This window comes from Massilia sp. UMI-21, assembly GCA_015277795.1.
In the GTDB taxonomy this organism is placed as follows: domain Bacteria; phylum Pseudomonadota; class Gammaproteobacteria; order Burkholderiales; family Burkholderiaceae_D; genus Telluria.
The window spans coordinates 3238450-3263065 of the sequence record CP063848.1; the positions used below are offsets into that span (position 1 = coordinate 3238450).

Below are 24616 nucleotides of genomic sequence, written 5' to 3' on the forward strand. Positions count from 1 at the left end.
TGCTGAACACGCCTCATTCTGCGCCAGGAAAGATAGCGAACGCAACAGTAATCGCGTACATACGCGCACCCGGCGCGGGGCCACCGCGCCGTGCTAGGCGCGTACGACGGCAAGCGCCCTGTTGCGGACAAGCTGCTGGATCGGGCGGCGATGGACGTCGACGAAAAAATGGTTCCCGTTGAACCACTCGACACCGAAGGCCTGATCGGTTTCCAGCTGCCAGGCTTTGGCCTGGGCGGGGCTGACCAGGTCATCGGACTCGCCTGCCAGCACGGTGATCGGGATCTCGAGCAAGGGAGCCGTCCGGTAATCGTACTCTTCCGCCAGGCCGAAATCCGCGCGCATCATCGGCAACAGCAGTTGCATCAGTTCCTGCGAGGCCAGGACTTCCGGCGCCGTTCCGCCGTAGTCGCGCAGGGCGGCGAGAAAATCGCGGTCGCTCAGGGTATGCAGGTTGTTCGACGGTCCGCGCATCTGCGGCGCCGCACAGCCGGCCACGAACAGGTGCTCCGGCATGGGCAATGCGTGCGCCTGGCAGTGGCGCGCCACCTCGAACGCCAGCAGTCCGCCCAGGCTGTGCCCCAGGAAGTAGAACGGCTTGCCGTCGTCCTGGCGGGCGATCTCCGCGGCCGCGGCCTGCACGATCTCGACCATGCTGCTCATCGGCGTTTCGCTGAAACGCGCTCCACGTCCCGGCAACTGCATCGCGCATACCTCGATCGCCGGCGCCAGCTCGCCATGCCAGGCCCGGTAATTGGCTGCGCTTCCGCCCGCGTAGGAAAAGCAGAACAGGCGCGCAAGCGGCCGCGCGCAGGTCTGCCGTACCATCCAGGGTGTCGATTTCATGGTTGTTCCTCCAGTTCAAGCTCTTGCATGAGACGGCTGCCCAGCTCGCGCTGTTCGTGCAAGATGGCGCGCAGGTGGGCAGCGGTCGTGTGTACATTGGTGAGCACGGCGCGCAACACGGTCACGCCCTCCGGAAATGGCGCGAGTTCCAGCACCGTCCGCGAGACGAAGCTCTTGCCGTTCTGCTTCTGGCGGCCCTGCAAGCCGCTGTTGAGGACATTCAGCCTGTGGTTGAGGCTCGCCGCTTCCTCCATGCGGCCCGCGGCCAGCAGTTCGGCCATGCGCTGGCCCCACGCGCGCGGGACGAAGCGGTAGGTCAGGATGAACGTGCTCGAATCGCTGGTCAGTTCGAAGTCCTGCTGGTCCAGCACCAGGGCGCGCATGGTCGAAGCCACCTCGGCGACCCGCGTCAACAGCATGTCGTAACCGCTCTCGCCGAATATCTTGAACGACGCCCACAGCTTGAGGGCGTCGAAACGGCGCGACCCTTCCAGGGTAGTCTGGCCGAGATCGGCTGAATTGTTGCGGATGATGTAGTTCGCGTTGTGCTTGAGGCAGTCGAGGCTGGCCTGGTCCTTGAACAGCACCAGGCCCTGCGCCATCGGCACCCAGAACAGCTTGTGTCCGTCGATGACGATGGAATCGGCGCACTCGACGCCGGCGTACAGGTCCCTGAACCGGTCCGCGACCAGCAAGGCCCCGCCCCACGCGGCGTCGACGTGGAACCAGGCGCCCTCGCGCTTCGCGATGGCGGCCAGTTCCGCGAGCGGATCGATCGCTCCCGTCTCGGTCGTGCCCGCGATGCCGACCAGTGCGACGATCTTGATGCGCCGCCGCCGCAGCTCGTCGATCTTCTTCTCGAGCTGGTCGAGGTCGATCCGCTGCTCGCTGTCCACCGGGACCAGATGCAGGGCATTCTCGCCCAGTCCGAGCGTACCGATCGCCTTTTTCATCGAATAATGCAGGCGCTGCGAGCCGATCACGGCAAGCCCTTCGTGGCCGCAGCTGGCCAGGGCCGCATGCAGGCCTTCCTTGCGGGTGCCCGGCAGGCGGGTTTCGAGTGCCACGGCCAGGGCCGTGAGGTTGCCGAGCGTACCGCCGCTGACGGCGTTGCCGATGGCCTGGCCCTTCGCACACAAGGCCGTCTCGTAGAAGGCAGGCTCGTTACGGTACACCTTGCGGTGCAGCCAGCCGATGACCTGCTTCTCGACCAGCGTCGACGCATAGGCGGTCTCGATCTTGACCTGGTTCTGATTCAGCGCCGCCGTCAACGCCTCGATCACCACACTGAACCATGGCAGCGCCTGGGTCATGTGCCCGATGAACATCGGATGATTCAGCTGGGCGGTGTGTTGCAGCACAGTGTGCTGCAACTCATCCAGGAAAGGGTCGATACCGATGCCGTCGGCCGGCCAGGCCTGCGCGGCGAAGGTGGCGGCGAGCGCCTCGAAGGGGGTCGTCGGGTATGGCGTCTTGCCCTCGGTCGAGAGGCAGTCGCGCACCATGCCCAGTGCGCGCAGGAGCAGCGCCGGATCACGTTCCAGAGTCTCGAGCGAAAAGTTCTGCTGAAGAAGGACTTGCAAGTCGGAAAGGGCCATGTTCTGTCTCGGGCAGTGAATGCAATGTCAGTAAAGCGCGAACCGGGCTGGCGCGACCTGCCCGCCGGCCTCCCGGCCGTGTCGCAGGCAGGTGCTGCGCAGGACTACGCGAAGCTGCCGAAACGCTCGAGGTGGTAGTCGGTGTGTCCGAACTGTGCACCGATCGTCACCAGACGCTTGAAGTAGTGGCCGATGATGTATTCCTCGGTGACCCCCATGCCGCCGTGCAGCTGAATCGCATTCGACCCGACGAACTGTCCGCGTTGTCCGATCAGCACCTTCGAGGCGGACACGCCTTTGCGGCGCGCGTCGGCGTCGTCCTGCTGCATCGCGTTGAGCGCATTGAACAGCATCGAGCGCGACATCTCGCTCTCGACCAGCATGTCGGCCATCCGATGCTGCAAGGCCTGGTAGGTATTGAGCGTCGCACCGTACTGGTTACGCGTCTTCAGGTAATCGCGGGTCAGCCACAGCACCGAATCCATGGCGCCGCAGGCTTCGGCACAGGCCGCCGTGGCCGCGTGGTCGATCGCCAGCTCGATCGCATCGATCGCGCCGCCGGCCTGCCCCAGCAGTGCGTACGGCGGCAGGACGACCTGGTCCAGGACCAGGTCCGAGGCGCGGGTACCGTCCACCAGGCGATAGTTCTTGCGTGTAATGCCCGCGCTGTCCATGCTCACCAGGAACAGGCTGATGCCATCGCGGTCGCCACTGTCGCCCGCGGTACGTGCGGACACGACGAACTTCTCGGCGAACGGCCCGCCCAGCACCACGGTTTTTTCGCCGTCCAGTACATATTGCCCGTCTGCTCGCTGGACTGCGCGGGTGGCGACGTATTGCGGCCGGCCACCGGCCTGCGTCTCGCCGTGGGCGAACGCCAGCATCAATTCCCCGCCCACCAGCGGCCCCAGCAGGTCACGGCGCTGCTCGGCGGAGGCCCCCGCGTTGACGACCTGGGCAGCCAGGACGGCACACGGGATGAAAGGCTCGACCACCAGCGCACGGCCGAACGCCTCAGTCAGGATCGAGACCTCGATCGCCGAGCCACCCGAGCCGCCGACGTCTTCCGGCAGCCCGGCGCCCAGCCACCCGAGCTCGGCAAATAGCTTCCAGTGATTGGGTTCCCGGCCTTCGCTGCCCTGCAATATCTTATTGCGCAGCAAAAAATTGTAATTCTTGTCGCAGAAGCGTCGGACAGCTTCCTGGAGCGCGATTTGTTCCGACGAGTACGATAGATCCATGGTGACTCCTACAGTGCCAAACCGGACGTTGCGAGAATATTCCGTTGTATTTCGTTGCTGCCGGCAGCAATCGAAGTCGAACGACGGAACATGAATGTGGAGGTGACGCCGGGCGCATATTCCGGCCCCGGGGGCACCAGCTCGGGAACGTGACTTCCGCTCATGGGCGGCGCGAAGAACGCGAGGCCACGCTCGCCCAGGGCCAGCATCTGCAATTCGCTCACGCGCTGGCGCAGTTCCGAGCCGCGGATCTTGAGCACCGGACCGAGGCGTTCGGCGGCGGGGTCATTGGTGGCCATCATGTCGATCATCCGCATGATGGAAAATTCGAGCGCCACCAGGTCGATCTCGAGCTGGGACAGCTTGGCACGGAACATCGTGTCCTCGATCAGCGGACGGCCGTTGCGGAGCTCGGTCCTGGCCATCATCTTCAGCTTGCCCAGGTCTTTCCGGGTCTGCGGTGCGGCGGCCACGGCCACCCGCTCGTTCGACAGCAGGTAGCGCGCATACTGCCAGCCCTTGCCTTCTTCGCCGATCAGGTTCTTGACCGGAACCCGCACATCCTGCAGGAACACTTCATTGACGGAGTGACCGCCGTCGATGGTGATGACGGGGCGCACGGTGATACCCGGTGCGCGCATGTTCATCAGCAGGAACGACAAACCCTGCTGCAGCTTGCCTCCCGAACTCACGCGCACCAGGGCGAACATCATGTCGGCGTTGTGCGCATTGGTGGTCCACAGCTTCTGCCCGTTGACGATATAAAAATCGCCATCGCGGACAGCGCGGGTACGAATCAGCGACAAGTCGGACCCGGCCTGGGGTTCCGAGAAACCCTGGCACCAGAAATCGTCGGCATTCAGGATGCGCGGCAGCAGCCGCTGCTTCTGCTCCGGCGTGCCGTAGGTGTAAATCACCGGCGCGACCAGGTCGAGCGCGATGCGGTCGCCGTCGGGCACGCCGCCTTTGACGAGTTCCTCGCTCAAGATGTAGATCTTCTTGGCCGACCACTTTTTGCCACCCCATTCCGACGGCCACGTCGGTACCAGGTAGCCTTTGCCGTGCAGGGCACGCGTCCAGAATTCGACGCTGCGCCTTGCAAGCGGGACATTGCGGTCGAGGCCAACCTGGTCGGCCTTGTTCCACATGTCGGCTACAAACGATTGGACTTCCTGGCGAAATACTTCTTCTTCCGGATCTCTATCAAAATTCATTGTCTAGCTCTCACAAAGCCCTGGTTAATCCAACGCCGCCGGAACTGGTCTGGCTGCAGGCGCCGGCCGGTCCGCGCGGGGCGGACCGGCACACGTGATGTCCGATGTGCTTATGCCGCCGCAGCCATCCTGTCGCGCAAGCTCTTCGGCCGCATGTCGGTCCAGATCTCGTCGACATGCTTCATGCACTCGTCCTTGGTGCCCGAGAAATCGATCGAACGCCAGCCTGCCGGGACGTCCTGGTTGCGTGGCCACAGCGAGTACTGCTCCTCGTCATTGACCAGGACGATGTACACGCGGCTGTCTGCATTTTGCTCATCAATCATTGCAACTCCCTGTGAAGTAGAACCAACTAAAAATATCCACTGCGATCGCGGTGGCATCGCCTTCGACAACACCCGCTGGAACCGCGTCCCGGACGGGCGGTACGACTTTTTTCCTGAAACATGCGTTCATGCTCCGCGCAGGGCGGAGACGATCGGCAGCCTGGCCGCTTTTATGGAAGGGAACAAGGCGCCGGCAGTACCGATGAAGCAGGCCCACAGCATGCCGATCCTGACCTGCTCGCCGGTCACCGCCATGGCGAACATGTACTGCGACTGGGCCACCCCGCCGCCGTTCGTGTTGACCGTGTGGCCGCCGTAAAGCAGTGCTGCGAGCGCGGCGCCGATCGCAGCACCGGCCAGGGCCAGCAGCAGCGACTCGATGAAGATCGACACCACGATCGGACTCGGGCCGAAACCGATGGCGCGCAGGGTCGCTATTTCCACAGTGCGGGTACTGACCGCGGAATACATGCTGTTGATCGCACCGAAGAACGCGCCCACCGCCATGATCCCGCCGACCAGGTAGGCCACCGTCGCGAGCGTGCTGGCGAAGGGCTTCGATTGCTCGGCGTAGTAGTCGGATTCGCGCACCGCCGTCACCGCCAGTTGCGGATTGGCCGCCAGCGCGTCGCGGAAGGCATTGAAACCGTCCGCCGAGGCAAGCTTGACCGACACGCTCTGGAAACTGTCGCGGCGGAAGGCCGAGATGACGGTTTCGTTATCGGCCAGCAGTTCGGCCTCGTGCGAATCGCCGTTCGACGCGAAACTGCCGACGATGGTCCATACCTGTCCGTTGATGGTCGTCCTTGCGCCGACGTCGAGATCGCGGAAGATCGACTGCGCCGCACGGCCGACGAGCAGCTCGCGCACGCCGGGCCGGAACGCCCTGCCGGCCGTGATCTTCAGCTCCGGACGCACCGCGTAGATCTGCGATCCGACGCCGCGCAGCGTGACGTTGCTCGACGTTCCGGACTTCTGCATCATTTCCACCAGCACGATGCTTTCCGCCGAAGCCAGGGCATTGCCGTCCTTGTCCCGGGCGATGCCGGGCCCGTCCTGGATGGCGGTCGCCTCGGCACGCGAGACGTTGCTCAGCAGTTCAGACATGGCGCCCGCGTTCAGGACGATCGCGCGCTCCGGGCTGCCGGTTTTCGAGACCGCGTTCTCGGCGCCGTTGGCCATCGCCAGGATCGACACGAGCACCGCGACCACGCCGGCCATGCCCATGACGATCACCGACGCACTGCCCATCCTCTGCGGGATATTGCGCAAGTTCATAAGAGTTACAGCAAAGATTTGACGTAGGAAGTTCATATGCTTTCCTTATCGGCCGGACAACGCGTCGACGAGATTGAGGCGCTTGAGTTTCAGCGCCGGCATCAGCCCGGTAAGGACCGACAAGACGGCGGCGATACCGACGCCGGCCAGGAGCACACTGGACGGAATCGCGGCGATGCCGAAGCCGCTGCCCAGCACCGGCAGGACCAGTGCCGCCAGCCCGAGTCCCAGCAGGGCCGACGCGGCGTACAGCAGGAAGATTTCGCCGAGCACCAGGCCATGGACCACCCTGTCGGGGAAGCCGAGGGTTTTCAGCACCGCGAATTCGGGCACGCGCTCGCGCACCGATTGCATTGTCGTGTTACCGGTCAAGAACAGGAGCGTGAAGAAGACCGCGCTGACGATGGCGTACACCATGAACTTGATGTCGCCGATCTGGCGCAACTGCGCCGCGACGCCGTCCTTGATGGTCTCGGTCTTGGTCGGCCAGGACGAATTCGCGAAGCGCGCATCGATCGCCTGGGCGACCTGGGGCGCGGCGGCCGGATCGTCGACGTTCACCAGGAACACGCCGACCAGTCCCTTACCGAAGGCGCGCGCCTGGTCGAGATAGGAATAGTTGATGATCACCCCGTTGGTCAGGAAATTGATCTTTTCGTCTTTGTCCTTGTAGTAGCCGACCACTTCGAAGGTCCAGTCCCTGCCGCCGTCGGCATTGACCCAGTAGGATGAGCGCAGGGTGATGCGATCGCCCACTTTCCAGCCTTCGCGCTGGGCGCGTGCGGCGCCCACCAGTACCCCGGCGCGGGTGGCCGTCAGGGCGGCCAGCTTCTCGGGCGCCGTCACCAGGTCGGAATTGACCTTGAAGAAGCGCGCCGGGTCGACGGCGAAGGCCACCACCGAATTGGCCGGGTCGCGGTAGAAGCTGGGGAACAGGACCTGGTAAGCCACGTCGCGCACCCCCGGCACCGCTTCGATCTGCGACAGCGCGGCGATCGACAGTCCTTCGAAGTCGCTGACCTTGTTACGGACATAGAGCCGGTCCGCGCCGGACTTGTCGGCAGCTTCCTCGAAGCTGGCGTTGACGCCCTGGAGCAGGCCGAACAGCAGGAAGGCCACCGCGATCGAGGCCAAGGACAGCAGCGTGCGCAGCGGCTTGCGCCATACACCCTTGAGTACGAGATAGAAGTAATTCATGCAACGACCCTCATCGCCGTCTGGGCGAGGCAGCCTTTGTCCACATGCAGCTGGCGCGTGGCGTGGTCGGCCGCCATCTGGTCGTGGGTCACGACGATGATGGTCTTGCCGTGCTCGCGGTTGAGCCGCTGCAGCAGGTTCATGATCTCGATCGCGGAAGCGCGGTCGAGGTCACCGGTCGGTTCGTCGCACAGCAGCAGCGTGGGGTCGGTCACGATGGCGCGGGCGATCGCGACCCGTTGCTGCTGGCCGCCGGACAGTTCGGTCGGCTTGTGGCTGGCGCGGCCGGAGAGGCCGACGATCTCGATCGCCGCCTCCACATGCCGCTTGCGCTGCGCCTTGGTCAGCGAGGTCAGCAACAATGGCAACTCGATGTTCTGCTGGGCGGTCAGCATCGGCATCAGGTTATAGAACTGGAAGATGAACCCGATATGGCGCGCACGCCAGGCCGTCAGGGCACTGTCCGAGAGCTGGTCGATACGTTCGCCGCCGATGAGCACCGCGCCCGAGTTCGGCCGGTCCAGGCCGCCGATCAGGTTCAGCAGCGTCGACTTGCCGGAACCCGATGGCCCCATCAAGGCCAGGAATTCGCCTTCTGGAATGTCGAGATTCAGTCCGTGGAGCACCTCCACCTCCTGCTTGCCGCGCCGGTATTTCTTAACGATATTTTCTAAAGAAACCATTACCAACTCCCTTTCAAAGGCGCACTCGGCGCGACTGGTTGCTACGAAAAGCGATGCTGTCCTTCACCTTGCCGTGGCCGTGCCAACGGCCCGCCCGCCGGCGCCCTGGCCGCGCACGGCCAGGCGGATACCGCCCGTCGCGGCGCCGGCGATGCCGCCCGTGGCCGGCATGCTCAGGAAGCGCACGTTGACGCCCATCTGCGGCAGCACGCGCGGATCCTTCTCTTTCAACGCCAGGCGCACGCCCACCGTCGCCTTGTTGCGGTCCGCGGTCGGCACCACCGCGATGACCTCGGCCGGAATCTGCCAGTCGCGGTATGCATTCAGGGTGATCGTGGCGGACTGCCCTTCGGTGATCCGGTTGATGAAGTTTTCGCTCACGTCCACATTCACCTCGAGCGAACCCATGTCGACCAGCGTACAAATGCCGGTCCGGGTGAAGCCGCCGCCGCCCGAACTTGGCGAGATGATTTCGCCCGGCTGGGCGGCCTTGACCGTCACGACGCCATCGAACGGCGCCCGCACCACCGTGTCGTCCACGACGCGCTGGGCGGCGTTGACGCTGGCTGCGCTGACCGCCAGCTGGCCGCGCGCGACCATGGCCTCGTTGAACTGCGCCTCTGCGCTGGCGGCGATGTTGTCGACCGCATTGCGGCTGACCCATCCGCTGGCCAGCAGTTCCTTCTGCCGTTCCAGCAGGCGCTTGGAGATTTCCCATTGCGCCTCTTTCCCCTTGAGGCTGAGCCTGGCCAGCTCCAGCTGCGCCTGCGCCTGCTTCAGGGCGGCCACGGCATTGGTGTCGTCCAGCGTCGCCAGCACCTGGCCGGCCTTGACGTGCTGGCCTTCCTCGAACTGAACCGTTTCCAGCCGGCCGATGATCTTCGCCGCTACCGTGGCCTGGCGATTCGCCACCACATAGCCGCTCGCCTCGAGCGCGGCGTCCGGCAGTCTCCCGGCGGCAGCCGGCGCTGCCGCCGGGGCCGGGGCTGCGGCGGTCAGCTTGGTCGGCTGTGCTTCCTGCTTCATCCAGGTGAACCCGGCGGCCGCTCCGCCAGCGGCGACCAGTGCGATACCGGCGATCCACCAGGTGCGATGGCTGCGGGGCCTTGGCGACTGCTGCGTGCGGTCGATGCGAAGTTGGTCGATGACCGGTGCCGTGTCATTCAAATTACCCACGCACGATTACTCCTTAAACGTTGTAGAGGCATGTTGTTGGGTTGAGGTAGTCCACGCCGCGCCACCCTGGCAGGCGGCGGCGGACATGGTGCACTGAACGGAACCGGACCTAGCCGACCGCTACCTGTGGTGTAACGCTTGTGGAATCGTCCTCGAGCTCGCTTCTGGCCTTGCGCATCGTGGCGAAGCCGTAGGCCACGGCGGGAATCTGCAGGACAGCCCCGAGGAAGAACACCGCGCCAGAAAGTTGCATTGGCGCAAGCGGGCCAGAAAAGTATCCATAGACCCAGGTGCCCAAAACAACTGCGATAGCCTTGATCAGACTGCTCAAGCTGATGAAACTACCGTGTATTTCGCCCAATTGATTACCCGGTACGGATCGCGATACCAGGGCCAATGCGACCGGCCCGACGAATGCCAGCAGTGCATAACCGGCGATCAGGGAATACATTTGCCATGCATTATGGATAAAGCCCGCCATTGCAAATAACATGCAAGTCGCGATCGTTCCCATCAACCAGGCGCGCCTTTCGCCCAGAAAACGAATAACCAGGGGCGTCATGATTGCGGCACCCAATGCCGTCGAGATTCCCATCAGCGTCAGCCATAAACCAACCTGGGTCATTTCCCAATTTAATGAATTCTGCATAAACAGGATTAATGCGCCGTTTTCCGAAGCCACCCCCAGCGCAAATGCCTCGATCAAGGAAGCTATTACTACGCCGCGTGCCAGCGGAGGCGATTTCGAGAGAATCGCAATCGATGCAAACGGCATGACCGCGCGCCACGAAAACGGACGCCGGTCGTCCGGATCCATACTCTCCGCCAATGCGAAAAAGGCGAAAACCAGGGTCAGCAAGGTCAGCCCGGCGGCCACATAGAAGGGGAATTGCAGGTTGACGCGGCCGAGGTGGCCGCCGACGACGGGCCCGATGATGAGGCCGAGTGCGCCGACGCCGCCGATGTAGGCGTACGCCTGGGCTCGCTTGTCGGGCGAGGTGATCTCCGCGACGTAGGCCCTGCCAACCGAGGCGCTGGCGGCGCAGAACCCCACCATGGCCTGGGCCAGCAGCAGGATCCACAGGCTTTCGGCGACCGACATCGCGCCATAGGCCATGATCACGCCGACCAGGGTCGACAGGATCACCGGCCGCCTTCCGTACCGATCGGACAGCCGGCCGAAGAAGGCCGAAAACAGGAACATCATGACCAGCGACGATGCCACTACCAGGCCGTAAAACACGCTCTGCAGTGAGTTGGTTTCGCCGACCGCCCTGCTTACCAACGTCGGCAAAAGAGGAATGATCAGTCCACTACCAATGGATTCGAAAAACGCAATCATTAGTATGGCAATCATCGGCGTAATGGACCGCTTCATGGAAATACTCCCCGAAATCAGAACCTCTATTTACCGTGGTCGCTTGCCCGAATCAACGATTCTCGACCGCTTTAACTATACCATGCGCTAAATCAAAGCGAGCAGGCTCATCCCAGATATTGAAATGATTTCCGGGAATTTGCAACACTTCATTTGCTTCGATCGGCAAATTAAGCAGGCCACCGGCGCGCCCGACTTTCTTCGCGCTTTCGACCGCGCGGATTTCGACGAATCGGCTGTTGAAACGCCGGTGCGAATATGCGCCGAGCGCCTTCATATTGGCCCGGTAGATCGTCAGCGATGTATCGAAATCGAATAACTGGGCGCCCGAGGCGTGGTATTCCTCTCGCGTCAATTCGCGCATCGAACTGGCATTGGTGGAGGCATTCCACAAGCTCTCCGCCACCGCTTGCCCCATCAGGTGCAAGGCGAAGTTGTAGAGAATGTCCCGTTCCTTCTCGATCGGCGCGTTCCCGGCATAGGTGTCGATCAGCAACACCGTATCGGGTGGTGTGCCGGCCGCCGCCATCTGCCGGCCCAGTTCGAACGCGACGGTGCCGCCGAAGGACCAACCGGCCAGGACGATCCGTTCATGCGCGTCGGCCGGCGGCAATTGCGTACGGCACCAGGCCGCGATCTCCTCGATGCTGGAGAAAGGCGGGAGATCGGGGCCCGGCTCGGGCAGGACGATGCTGTAGATCGCTGCCTCGACGTCGAGCATCTGCGCCAGGCGCGCGTAATGGGTGCCGGTGCCGAGGACGGTGGGCAGGAACACGAGCGCCGTGCGCGCCCCCGGCGCCGGACGCAAGCTCACGCGGTTACCGATGCGCTGCGCCGGGGCGCCGCTCTCGAACAGCGCGACAAAGGAGGCAATGGTCGGCGCCGCGAACACGGTACGCAGCGGCAGGTCCACGCCGATGCTCTCGCGAATCCGGCTCAGCAGGCGGGTCGCCAGCAGCGAGTGTCCGCCCAGCTCGAAGAAGTTGTCGTCGATGCCGACCGTCTCCACCTGCAGCACTTCGCGCCAGATCGCCGCCAGCTTTTCCTCCGCCGGCGTGCGCGGGGCCACATGGCCGGTACCGGGCAGCGGGTCATCCGGCGCAGGCAGCGCCTTGCGGTCGACCTTGCCATTGGGCGTCAGCGGCATCGCCTCCAGCGCCACGAAGGCGTTCGGCACCATATAGTCAGGGAGGGATTGCGCGAGCCAGGCGCGCAGCTCGGCCACGCCGGCATCGGCCACCACGTAGGCGACCAGTCGCTTGCCGCCCGGGCCGTCGTCCAGCGCTACCACCACCGCCTGCGCCACCGCTGGATGGCGGCACAGCGCCACCTCGACTTCTCCCGGCTCGATGCGGAAACCGCGGATCTTGACCTGGTGGTCGACCCGGCCCAGGTAGGCCAGGCTGCCGTCGGCCGCATGACGTACCAGGTCGCCGGTGCGGTACAGGCGCGCGCCGGGCGCCCCGAACGGGTTGGCGACGAAGCGCTCGGCGGTCAAGCCGCCGCGCGCCAGGTAGCCGCGCGCCAGCCCGGCCCCGCCCAGGTACAGCTCGCCGGTCACGCCGCTCGGCACCGGCTGCAGCGCGCCATCGAGCACATAGGCCTGCGTATGGTCGATCGGACGACCGATCGATACCGGCACGTCGGCGTCCCTGGCGACCAGGGTGAAGGTCGAATAGGTCGTGTCCTCGCTTGGACCGTACAGGTTGTAGATGCGTTCGACCTGGGTATCGCGGTACAGGGCCTGCACCAGGGCGTTTTGCAGCGCCTCCCCGGCCAGGTTGATGACCTTGACGGAAGCGGGCACCGCGCCCTGCCGATGCAGCTCGGCGATGGCCGACGGCACCGTGTTGATCAGGGAGAGCGGCCAGGACGCCGCGCCGGTGCAGAGCTCGAGGATATTGTTGACGATCCAGGCCTTGCCGCCGGTGGCGAGCGGCACGAACATCTCGAAGACCGACAGGTCGAAGCAGATCGAGGTCGATGCCAGCACGTCGGCCAGGTCGGGCAGGCTGAAATTCTCCCTGGCCCAGCCGATGAACACGCTTGCGTTGCGGTGCGTGATGCTGACGCCTTTCGGGCGTCCGGTAGAGCCGGAAGTGTAGATGAGATAGGCCAGGTGCTCCGGCATGGCCAGGTTGGGCAGGGCCGTATCGGCATGCTGCTGGAGTGCGGGCCAGTCGGAATCGATGCAGAACAGCGGCATGCCGGCGTCCGTCCAGCGCTCGCGCAGGCTGTCCTGGGTGAGCAACACGGATGGCGCCGCGTCGTCCACCATCGCGGCCAGGCGTTCCTGCGGATAGCCCGGGTCCAGCGGCAGGTAGGCCGCGCCCGCCTTCAGCGTGGCCAGCAGGGCGAGCACCATCCCGATCGAGCGCTCGACACAGACCCCGACCACGACGTCCGGTCCTGCGCCGGCGCCACGCAGGTGTCGCGCCAGGCGGTTGGCCCGTGCGTCCAGTTCGGCATAGGCGATGTTCTCGCCGGCGCACACCAGCGCGATCGCATCCGGCGTGGCCTGCGCCTGCCGTTCGAACAGCTGGTGGATCGTATCCACGCAGGCCTGCGTGCGCGAGGTCTGGTTCCACTCGACCATGATCCGTTCGCGTTCGCCGGTGTCGAGCATCGGCAGCGCGCCGATTGCGCGGTCGGGGTCGGCCACCACGGCCGCCACCAGGTTCTCGAAATGGCGCGCCATGCGCTCGATCGTGGCGCGCTCGAACAGTGCGCTCGCGTATTCGAAGCTGGCGTGCAAGCCGTCCGGCCCGGCCGCCACCTGCAGGAACAGGTCGAACTTGGCGGTGGCGTCGCCCTCGCCCTGCAGCGGACGGATCTGCAGGCCCGCCAGTTCCACCTTGCCCTCGGGCTGGTTCTCGAGCGAGAACATGGCCTGGAACAGCGGATGGCGGCTGCGGTCGCGCGCCGGCTGCAGTTCCTGCACCAGCCTTTCGAACGGCACGTCCTGGTGGGCGTAGGCCCCCAAGGCCGTTTCCCTGACCCGGGCCAGCAAGCTGCGGAAGCTGCCCTCGCCCGGCAGGCGCGTGCGCATCACCAGCGTATTGACGAAGAAGCCGATCAGCCCCTCGGTCTGGCGCTCGGCGCGCCCGGCGATCGGCGAGCCGACCACGATGTCGTCCTGCCCGCTCCAGCGCGACAGCAGCAGCTGGAACACCGCCAGCAGCGTCATGAACTGGGTCGCGCCTTCGGCGCGCGCCAGCGCCGCCACCCCGGCCGCCAGCGGCGCCGGCAGCGCGAACTCGACCACCCCGCCGGCGAAGCTCTGCGCGGCCGGCCGCGGGCGGTCGGTCGGCAGCTCCAGCGCCGCCGGTGCGCCCTCCAGCTGGCTCTTCCAGTACCCGACCTGGCGCTCCAGCACCTCGCCTTCGAGCCAGCTGCGCTGCCACAGCGCATAGTCGGCGTACTGCACCGCCAGCGGCGCCAGCGGCGACGGCAGTCCGGCCGCCTCGGCCGCGTACAGCTGGCCGAATTCGCGCAGCAGGATGCCCATCGAGGCGCCGTCCGAGACGATGTGGTGCATCGTCATCACCAGCACATGGTGCTGCGCGGTCAGGCGCAGCAGCGCGACCCGGAACAACGGACCTTGCTCCAGGTCGAACGGGCGCTGCATCTCCTCGCGCACCAGGCGCCAGCCTTCCTGTTCCTGCGCCGCGCCGTCCAGGTGCGACAGGTCGAGGCGCGCCGGCGCGAAGCTTCCGGGCGCATCGATGAGCTGCATGGCGGCGCCGTCGACGCTCTGGAAGCGGGTGCGCAGGCTCTCGTGGCGCGCGACCAGCGCGCCAAAGCTGCGCTCCAGCGCCGCGGCGTCCAGCTCGCCCTCCAGGTGGAAGGCGAAGGGCATGTGGTAGGTGGCGCCGAGTTCCTCGAGCTGCTCCAGGAACCACAGGCGCTCCTGGGCGAACGAGGCCGGCGCAGGTTCGCCGCCTTGGCCACCTTCACCACGCACGCGGGCGAGCAGCGGCGGCAGCGCCAGGCCCTGCCCCGCGCGGCGCAGCGCCTCGACCCGCTCGGCCAGCAGCGCCACGGTGGCGGCTTCGAACAGGGCGCGCAGCGGCAGCTCCACGTCCAGGCGCTCGCGGATGCGCGCCGCCAGACGCGTGGCCAGCAGCGAGTGCCCGCCCAGTTCGAAGAAATCGTCGTGCACCCCGACCTGCGCCAGGCCGAGCACGTCGCCCCAGATCCCTGCCAGCGTCTCCTCGACCGGGGTGCGCGGCGCCACGTACGCTAGCGCCAGCTCCTGCATGTCCGGCGCCGGCAGCGCCTTGCGGTCGACCTTGCCGTTCGGGGTGAGCGGCATCGCATCCAGCGCCACGAAGGCGGCCGGCACCATGTACTCGGGCAGCCTGTCTTTCAGGTAGCTGCGCAGCTCGGCCATGCCGGTATCGGCTACCACCTTGGCTACCACGTAGGCCACCAGGCGCTTGCCCGCCGGGCCCTCGTCCACCATCACCAGGGCCTGGCCGACCGCGGCATGCGCGCGCAGCGCCGCCTCGACTTCGCCCGGCTCGATACGGAAACCGCGGATCTTGACCTGGTGGTCGATCCGCCCCACGTACACGATCTCGCCCTGCGCCGTCCGGCGCACCAGGTCGCCGGTGCGGTACAGGCGCGCGCCCGGCGCGCCGAACGGATCGGCGACGAAACGCGCCGCGCTCATCCCGCCGCGCGCCAGGTAGCCGTGCGCCAGCCCGGCCCCGCCCAGGTACAGCTCGCCGACCACGCCCATCGGCACCGGCTGCATGTGCGCGTCCAGCACATGGCAGCTGCCGTTGGCCAGCGGGCGCCCGATCGGCACCGTCGCGGCCTGTTCGGGAACCGCATCGACCGCATGCCAGCAGCTGAAGGTGGTGACCTCGGTCGGTCCGTACAGGTGCAGCAGGCGTTGCGGAGCGCCGCCCTGCAGCACGGCGCGCACCATGCTTGGGTCGACCGCCTCGCCCCCGAACAGCACGGCGCGCATGGCGGCGAAGGCGTCCGGCACCCCTTGCGCCACCAGGTTGAACAGCGCCGTCGTTACGAGAGCGACATCGACGGTGCGCTCGCGCAGCGCTTGTGCGAACGCGGCCGGCGACAGCACCGTGTCGCGCTCGATCACGACCACCGTGCCGCCGTTGAGCAGCGGCCCCCACAGATCGAAGATGCTGGCGTCGAACGACGGACTGGACAGGTGGCCGACCCGGTCGCCCGGGCCCAGCGTAAGGTAGTCGCAGCCCACCACCAGGCGCATCACGGCGCGCTGCGGCAACAGCGTGCCTTTCGGCGTGCCGGTCGAACCGGAAGTGTAGATGATGCAGGCGTGAGCGTCGCCGCCCAGCGCCGGCGCGTCGGCGGGAACGGCGTCCGGCACGGCGCCGGTATCGACCAGCGTCAGCCCGGCCAGTACCGCGCCGCCCGGCGCGCCGACCATCATGCGCAGACCGGCATCGGCGACCATGAAGGCCAGGCGCTCGGCCGGGTAGTCCGGGTCGAGCGGCAGGTAGGCGCCGCCGGCGCGCACGATGCCCAGCATGCCGGCCACCATCGCGGCCGAGCGCTGGCCCGACAGGCCGACCGCTTCGCCCGCGCGCAGGCCCTGCGCCTGCAGCGCCGCCGCGATCCGTCCGCTCCAGGCATCCAGCTCGCCGTAGGAATGGTCACGCCCGCCGTCGGCCACCGCGACCGCCGCCGCATCGCGCGCCACCTGTTCGGCAAAGCGCGCGTACAGCCCCTGCTCCGCCGGGAACGGCGCGGCGCTGCGGTTGCACTCGACCAGCAGCCGTTCGCGCTCGGCCGGGTCCAGCATCGGCAGCGTGCCGACGGCGCGGTCCGGGTCGGCGACCACGGCCGCCACCAGGTTCTCGAAGTGGCGCACCATGCGCTCGATCGTGGCGCGGTCGAACAGGTCGCTTGCGTACTCGATACCGCCCTGCAGCCCGCCAGGGGTTTCCATCAGGCCGAGCGACAGGTCGAACTTGGCCGACGCCACGTCCGGCGACCGCCATGGGCGGATCTGCAGGCCGTCCAGCTCGCGGCCCGCCCCGGCCTCGCTCTCGAGCGAGAACATGGCCTGGAACAGCGGATGGCGGCTGCGGTCGCGCACCGGCTGCAGTTCCTGCACCAGCCTTTCGAACGGCACGTCCTGGTGGGCGTAGGCTCCCAAGGCCGTTTCCCTGACCCGGGCCAACAAGCTGCGGAAGCTGCCCTCGCCCGGCAGGCGCGTGCGCATCACCAGCGTATTGACGAAGAAGCCGATCAGCCCCTCGGTCTGGCGCTCGGCGCGCCCGGCGATCGGCGAGCCGACCACGATGTCGTCCTGCCCGCTCCAGCGCGACAGCAGCAGCTGGAACACCGCCAGCAGCGTCATGAACCGGGTTGCGCCTTCGGCGCGCGCCAGCGCCGCCACCCCGGCCGCCAGCGGCGCCGGCAGCGCAAACTCGACCACCCCGCCGGCGAAGCTCTGCGCGGCCGGCCGCGGGCGGTCGGTCGGCAGCTCCAGCGCCGCCGGTGCGCCCTCCAGCTGGCCCTTCCAGTACCCGACCTGGCGCTCCAGCACCTCGCCTTCGAGCCAGCTGCGCTGCCACAGCGCATAGTCGGCGTACTGCACCGCCAGCGGTGCCAGCGGCGACGGCAGTCCGGCCGCCTCGGCCGCGTACAGCTGGCCGAATTCGCGCAGCAGGATGCCCATCGAGGCGCCGTCCGAGACGATGTGATGCATCGTCATCACCAGCACATGGTGCTGCGTGGTCAGCCTCAGCAGCGCGACCCGGAACAGCGGACCTTGGGCCAGGTCGAACGGGCGCTGCATCTCCTCGCGCACCAGGCGCCGGCCTTCCTGTTCCTGCGCCGCGCCGTCCAGGTGCGACAGGTCGAGGCGCGCGAGCACGAAGCTTCCCGGCGCATCGATGAGCTGCATGGCGGCGCCGTCGATGCTCTCGAAGCGGGTGCGCAGGCTCTCGTGGCGCGCGACCAGCGCGCCAAAGCTGCGCTCCAGCGCCGCGGCGTCCAGCTCGCCCTCCAGGTGGAAGGCGAAGGGCATGTGGTAGGTGGCGCCCAGTTCCTCGAGCTGCTCCAGGAACCACAGGCGCTCCTGGGCGAACGAGGCCGGCGCAGGTTCGCCGCCTTCGCCGCCTTCGCCGCCTTGGCCACCTTCACCACGCACGCGGGCGAGCAGCGGCGGCAGCGCCGGGCCCTGGCCTGCGCGGCGCAGCGCCTCGACCCGCTCGGCCAGCAGCGCCACGGTGGCGGCCTCGAACAGCGCGCGCAGCGGCAGCTCCACGTCCAGGCGCTCGCGGATACGCGCCGCCAGGCGCGTGGCCAGCAGCGAGTGACCGCCCAGTTCGAAGAAATTGTCGTTCGCACCGACCGTTTCGACCTGCAGCACTTCGCTCCAGATCGCAGCGAGGCTTTCCTCGACCGGCGTGCGCGGAGCGACGAACACGGCGCGTGCGGCTTCCCAGTCCGGCGCCGGCAGCGCCTTGCGGTCGATCTTGCCGTTCGGAGTCAGCGGCATTGCGTCCAGCGCCACGAAGGCGGCCGGCACCATATAGGGCGGCAATTTCTCCCGCACGAAAGCGTGCAGGGCGTCGATGGCCGCCCCATCCGCCACCACATAGGCCACCAGCTGCAGCTCGCCGGCGCGGTCGGCGCAGGCCACGGCCAGGGCGTCCCGCACCGCCGGGTGTTCGCGCATGACCGCCGTGACCTCGTCCGGCTCGATGCGATAGCCGCGAATCTTGACCTGGTGATCGACGCGGCCGAGGAAGTCGAGGGTGCCATCGGGCAGCCAACGCACCATGTCGCCGGTACGATACAGGCGCTCTCCCGCATCGAACGGGCTGGCGACGAAGCTGGATGCGGTCAGCCCTGGCCGGCCGGTATATCCACGACCGACCGGAATGCCGCCCACATACACTTCGCCCGGTGTACCCACCGGCACCGGCTGCATGTTCCGGTCCAGGACATGTACGGCAATATTGGCGATCGGCCAGCCGATCGGCACCGGCGAGCGCACCGCGGCGACGGACGACATCGGATAGTGGCTCACGTCGTCGGTGGTCTCTGTGGCGCCGTAGGAATTGATCACTTTAACGTGCGGCACCAGTGCGAACAGCTCCCTGCACAGGTCGGCTGGCAGGGTTTCTCCGCCGGCAATGATCACGCGCAAGGCCTGCAGGTCCGCTGCACTGCCGCTACCGATGGTACTGGTGTAGGCGCGCAACATCGACGGCACCGCCTCGAACACGGTGACCCGCGCGGCCGCCAGCGTTGCGCGCAGCAGCCCGGGGTCGCGCGACACCTCGGTCGGAATGATCGCGGTCGCACCGCCAACCAGGAGCGGCGTCAGCATTTGCCACAGCGAAATATCGAACGATGCTGCGGCGACCTGTGCGATCCGGTCCGCAGCGTCCAGTTCGACCAGCCTGAGCTTTCCGCACAGGTGGTTGGTAAAGCCGGCATGATGCAAGGCCGCGCCTTTCGGCCTTCCGGTCGATCCCGAAGTGAACAGGATATAGGCCAGGTTGGCCGGATCGAGTGCCACCCACGGCGGCGCACACGGTTCGTCGTCTTGCGCCGCCGCTTCGAGCACGTGGATGCGGCAGCGTTCACCGGCCAATTGCATGGCGAAGCCCCGGCATTCCATGGAGCTCAGCAGCAGCGGCATGGCCGACTGCTCGACAACGTATTGCAGGCGGTTGGCCGGATAGCCGGGGTCGAGCGGCACATAGGCGCCGCCGGCCTTGAAAATGGCCAGCATGCCGACCACCCACTCGAACGAACGTTCGGTGCAGAGGCCGACCGGCGTTTCCACCCGTACGCCCAGCCCGACCAGGCGATGTGCGAGCGCGTTACTGCGCCGTTCCAGCTCGGCATAGCTCAGCTCGGCGTTACCATGCATGACCGCAATCGCGTCCGGCGTACGCGCCGCCTGCTCGCTGATCAGCTGGTGTACGCAGCGGTCGAGCGGATAGTCGGCCGGCTGCCCCCTCCAGGCCGACAACTGCGCCCGCTCCGTTTCGCACAGCATCGGCAGCATGCCGATCTGGCGTGACGGATCCGCGATGATGGCCGCCACCAGGTTCTCGAAATGGCCCGCCATCCGTTCGATCGTGGCGCGGTCGAACAGTGCGCTCGCGTATTCGATGGCGCCGTGCAGGCCGTCCGCGGTCGTCAGCAGGCTCATCGACAGGTCGAACTTGGCCGTCTGGCCGCCCTCGCCCTGCAACGGGCGGATCTGCAGACCCGCCAGTTCCTCTTGGCCCTCGGGCTGGTTCTCGAGCGAGAACATGGCCTGGAACAGCGGATGGCGGCTGCGGTCGCGCGCAGGTTGCAATTCCTGCACCAGCCTTTCGAACGGCACGTCCTGGTGGGCGTAGGCTCCCAAGGCCGTTTCCCTGACCCGGGCCAGCAAGCTGCGGAAGCTGCCCTCGCCCGGCAGGCGCGTGCGCATCACCAGCGTATTGACGAAGAAGCCGATCAGCCCCTCGGTCTGGCGCTCGGTGCGCCCGGCGATCGGCGAGCCGACCACGATGTCGTCCTGCCCGCTCCAGCGCGACAGCAGCAGCTGGAACACCGCCAGCAGCGTCATGAACTGGGTTGCGCCTTCGGCGCGCGCCAGCGCCGCCACCCCGGCCGCCAGCGGCGCCGGCAGCGCGAACTCGACCACCCCGCCGGCGAAGCTCTGCGCGGCCGGCCGCGGGCGGTCGGTCGGCAGCTCCAGCGCCGCCGGTGCGCCCTCCAGCTGGCCCTTCCAGTACCCGACCTGGCGCTCCAGCACCTCGCCTTCGAGCCAGCTGCGCTGCCACAGCGCATAGTCGGCGTACTGCACCGCCAGCGGCGCCAGCGGCGACGGCAGTCCGGCCGCCTCTGCCGCGTACAGCTGGCCGAATTCGCGCAGCAGGATGCCCATCGAGGCGCCGTCCGAGACGATGTGGTGCATCGTCATCACCAGCACATGGTGCTGCGTGGCCAGGCGCAGCAGGGCGACCCGGAACAACGGACCTTGCTCCAGGTCGAACGGTCGCTGCATCTCCTCGCGCACCAGGCGCCAGCCTTCCTGTTCCTGCGCCGCGCCGTCCAGGTGCGACAGGTCGAGGCGCGCGAGCACGAAGCTTCCGGGCGCATCGATGAGCTGCATGGCGGCGCCGTCGATGCTCTCGAAGCGGGTGCGCAGGCTCTCGTGGCGCGCCACCAGCGCGGCAAAGCTGCGCTCCAGCGCCGCGGCGTCCAGCTCGCCCTCCAGGTGGAAGGCGAAGGGCATGTGGTAGGTGGCGCCCAGTTCCTCGAGCTGTTCCAGGAACCACAGGCGCTCCTGGGCGAACGAGGCCGGCGCAGGTTCGCCGCCTTCGCCGCCTTCGCCGCCTTCCCCGCCTTGGCCACCTTCACCACGCACGCGGGCGAGCAGCGGCGGCAGCGCCGGGCCCTGGCCTGCGCGGCGCAGCGCCTCGACCCGCTCGGCCAGCAGCGCCACGGTGGCGGCCTCGAACAACGCGCGCAGCGGCAGCTCCACGTCCAGGCGCTCGCGGATGCGCGCCGCCAGGCGTGTGGCCAGCAGCGAGTGCCCGCCCAGTTCGAAGAAATCGTCGTGGACCCCGACCTGCGCCAGGCCGAGCACGTCGCCCCAGATCCCTGCCAGCGTCTCCTCGACCGGGGTGCGCGGCGCCACGTACGCTAGCGCCAGCTGCTGCATGTCCGGCGCCGGCAGCGCCTTGCGGTCGACCTTGCCGTTCGGAGTGAGCGGCATCGCATCCAGCGCCACGAAGGCGGCCGGCACCATGTACTCGGGCAGCCTGTCTTTCAGGTAGCTGCGCAGCTCGGCCATGCCGCTGTCGGCCACCACGTTATCGACCACCTTCGCCACCACGTAGGCCACCAGGCGCTTGCCCGCCGGGCCCTCGTCCACCATCACCAGGGCCTGGCCGACCGCGGCATGCGCGCGCAGCACCGCCTCGACTTCGCCCGGCTCGATACGGAAACCGCGGATCTTGACCTGGTGGTCGATCCGCCCCACGTACACGATCTCGCCCTGCGCCGTCCGGCGTACCAGGTCGCCGGTGCGGTACAGGCGCGCGCCCGGTGCGCCGAACGGATCGGCGACGAAACGCGCCGCGCTCATCCCGCCGCGCGCCAGGTAGCCGTGCGCCAGCCCGGCGCCGCCCAGGTACAGCTCGCCGACCACGCCCACCGGCACCGGCTGCATGTGCCCGTCCAGCACATGGCAGCTGCCGTTGGCCAGCGGACGCCCGATCGGCACCGTCGCGGCCTGTTCGGGAACCGCATCGACCGCATGCCAGCAGCTGAAGGTGGTGACCTCGGTCGGTCCGTACACGTGCAGCAGGCGTTGCGGGGCGCCGCCCTGCAGCACGGCGCGCACCATGCTTGGATCGACCGCCTCGCCGCCGAACAGTACGGCGCGCATGCCGGCGAAGGCATCCGGCGCCCCTTGCGCCACCAGGTTGAACAGCGCCGTCGTCACGAACGCGGTGTCGATGGCGCGTTCTTGCAGCGCCTGCGCGAACGCGGCCGGCGACAGTATCGTATCGCGTTCGATCACGACCGCCGTGCCGCCGTTGAGCAGCGGCCCCCACAGCTCGAAGGTGGTGGCGTCGAACGAGGGGCTGGCCAGGTGGGCGACCCGGTCGCCAGGGCCGAAGCTCACGTAGTCGCAGCCGACCACCAGGCGCATCACGGCGCGCTGCGGCACCAGCGTGCCTTTCGGCGTGCCGGTCGAGCCGGAGGTGTAGATAATGCAGGCCGGGGCGTCGCCACCCAGCGCCGGCGCGTCGGCGGGAACGGCGTCCGGCACGGCGCCGGCATCGACCAGCGCCAGTCCGTCCAGCGCTGACCCGACCGGCGCGCCGACCATCATGCGCAGACCGGCATCGGCGGCCATGAAGGCCAGGCGCTCGGCCGGGTAGTCCGGGTCGAGCGGCAGGTAGGCGCCGCCGGCGCGCACGATGCCCAGCATGCCGGCCACCATCGCGGCCGAGCGCTGGCCCGACAGGCCGACCGCTTCACCCGCGCGCAGGCCGTGCGCCTGCAGCGCCGCCGCGATCCGGCCGCTCCACGCATCCAGCTCGCCGTAGCTATAGTCGCGCCCGCCCTCGGCCACCGCGACCGCCGCCGCATCGCGCGCTACCTGTTCGGCAAAGCGCGGGTACAGCCCCTGTTCCGCCGGGAACGGCGCGGCGCTGCGGTTCCATTCGACCAGCAGCCGTTCGCGCTCGGCCGGGTCCAGCATCGGCAGCGTGCCGATCGCCGCGTCGGGCTCGGCGACCACGGCCGCCACCAGGTTCCCGAAATGGCGCGCCATGCGTTCGATGGTGGAACGGTCGAACAGGTCGCTCGCGTATTCGACGCCGCCCAGCAGCCCGTCAGGGGTTTCCATCAGGCTGAGCGAAAGGTCGAACTTGGCGCTGACGTTCGCGCTGAGCACAGGACGGACATGCAGGCCCGGCAACAGCTCCTGGTCCGTTTGGCCAGCCTCGAGCGAAAATGTGGCCTGGAACACCGGGTGACGGCCTGGGTCGCGCGCCGGTTTGAGTTCGTGCACCAGCTTCTCGAACGGCACGTCCTGATACGCATGGGCGGCCAGGGCCGCCTCCTTGACGCGCGCCAGCAAGCGGCGGAAGCTTTCATCGGCCGACAGGCGCGTGCGCAGCACCAGCGTATTGGCAAAAAAGCCGACCATACCCTCGGTCTGTCGTTCGGTACGTCCGGCGATCGGCGAGCCGACCACGATATCGTCCTGGCCGCTCCAGCGCGACAACAGCAACTGGTATACCGCCAGCAGCGCCATGAAAGTGGTGGCGCCCTCCTCGCGCGCCAGGGCGGTGGCCGCGCGCGAAACGGCCGCGGGCAGCGTCAACTCGATGCGGCCGCCGCGGAAGCTCTGCAGCGGAGGACGCGGACGATCGGTCGGCAATTCGAGCATGGCCGGCACGCCGTCGAGCTGCTTCCTCCAATATCCGAGCTGGCGCTCGAGCGCGTCGCCCTGGAGCCATTCGCGCTGCCACAGCGCGTAATCGGCATATTGCAGCGCCAGCGGCGCCAGCCGTGCAGCACGCCCGGCGACGTCGGCGCCGTACAGTTCGGACAGTTCGCGCAGCAACACGCCCATCGACCAGCCGTCGGACACGATGTGATGCATGGTCATCATCAGGACATGGTGCTGCGCCGCCAGGCACACCAGCGTCACGCGCAGCAGCGGCCCGCTCGAAAGATCGAAAGGCCGCTGCGCCTCGTCGCGCAGCAATCGCAGCCCTTCCTCCTCCTGCATCGCGCGGTCCAGATGGGAAAGGTCGGCCCGCGCGAGGACGAAGCCACCGGTTGCGCCAATCACCTGCTGGTGCTCGCCGCCGGAGGTCTCGAAATGCGTACGCAGGCTTTCATGGCGGTCCACCAGCGCAGAAAAGCTGCGCTCGAGGCTTGGCACGTCGAGCTCGCCCTCCAGGTGATAGGCGACCGGAATATTGTAGGCCGCGCCGAGATCCTCCAACTGATCGAGGAACAGCAGGCGTTCCTGGGAAAACGACACCATCGAGCGCTCTCCCCGCGCGCGCGCCGTCAGCGGCGGACGCTGCGGTAACTGCTGGGTGCGCTTCTGGAATCCCTGGCGCAAGCGTTTCAAATCTTCCGTCGACAGCCGTGCGATCGTGTTTGCCTTGTCCATCGTAGTTAACCCT

At 67.3% G+C, this 24616-nt stretch carries 11 protein-coding genes; all 11 read right to left on the bottom strand.

The window, feature by feature from the left end:
* Positions 1-93 precede the first annotated feature (93 nt).
* The 11 genes from IM543_14440 to IM543_14490 all read right to left on the bottom strand — a co-directional run bounded on the left by IM543_14440 (position 94) and on the right by IM543_14490 (position 24603).
* Positions 94-846, bottom strand: coding sequence for a thioesterase (locus tag IM543_14440; GenBank protein ID QOY92797.1), 753 nt, complete (start codon positions 844-846; stop codon positions 94-96).
* A complete protein-coding gene (locus IM543_14445; GenBank protein QOY92798.1) occupies positions 843-2444 on the bottom strand; it encodes an aminotransferase class V-fold PLP-dependent enzyme in 1602 nt (533 codons plus the stop codon). Before IM543_14445 ends, IM543_14440 begins: the two co-directional genes overlap by 4 nt.
* Before the next feature lie 104 nt (positions 2445-2548).
* The gene (locus IM543_14450; GenBank protein QOY92799.1) at positions 2549-3685 is read right to left on the bottom strand and encodes an acyl-CoA dehydrogenase family protein; all 1137 of its coding nucleotides are present in this window, start codon (positions 3683-3685) and stop codon (positions 2549-2551) included.
* An 8-nt stretch (positions 3686-3693) separates the two neighbouring features.
* Positions 3694-4899: an acyl-CoA dehydrogenase family protein gene (locus IM543_14455; protein QOY92800.1), complete on the bottom strand. Its 1206-nt coding sequence runs from the start codon at positions 4897-4899 to the stop codon at positions 3694-3696.
* Between the two features lie 110 nt (positions 4900-5009).
* Positions 5010-5225 (bottom strand): MbtH family NRPS accessory protein, encoded by a 216-nt coding sequence (locus IM543_14460; protein ID QOY92801.1) that lies wholly within the window; start codon positions 5223-5225, stop codon positions 5010-5012.
* Positions 5226-5351: 126 nt separating this feature from the next.
* Complete coding sequence (locus IM543_14465) at positions 5352-6539, bottom strand: ABC transporter permease (protein ID QOY92802.1); 1188 nt, start codon at positions 6537-6539, stop codon at positions 5352-5354.
* Between the two features lie 9 nt (positions 6540-6548).
* Positions 6549-7700: an FtsX-like permease family protein gene (locus tag IM543_14470; protein QOY92803.1), complete on the bottom strand. Its 1152-nt coding sequence runs from the start codon at positions 7698-7700 to the stop codon at positions 6549-6551.
* Positions 7697-8383, bottom strand: a complete 687-nt coding sequence (locus IM543_14475; protein ID QOY92804.1) for an ABC transporter ATP-binding protein — start codon at positions 8381-8383, stop codon at positions 7697-7699. Before IM543_14475 ends, IM543_14470 begins: the two co-directional genes overlap by 4 nt.
* 63 nt (positions 8384-8446) lie before the next feature.
* The gene (locus tag IM543_14480) at positions 8447-9559 is read right to left on the bottom strand and encodes an efflux RND transporter periplasmic adaptor subunit (GenBank protein QOY92805.1); all 1113 of its coding nucleotides are present in this window, start codon (positions 9557-9559) and stop codon (positions 8447-8449) included.
* A gap of 109 nt (positions 9560-9668) precedes the next feature.
* Positions 9669-10937 (bottom strand): MFS transporter, encoded by a 1269-nt coding sequence (locus IM543_14485; GenBank protein QOY92806.1) that lies wholly within the window; start codon positions 10935-10937, stop codon positions 9669-9671.
* A 52-nt stretch (positions 10938-10989) separates the two neighbouring features.
* Entirely contained in the window at positions 10990-24603 is a 13614-nt protein-coding gene (locus IM543_14490; GenBank protein ID QOY92807.1) for an amino acid adenylation domain-containing protein, read from the bottom strand.
* Positions 24604-24616 lie beyond the last annotated feature (13 nt).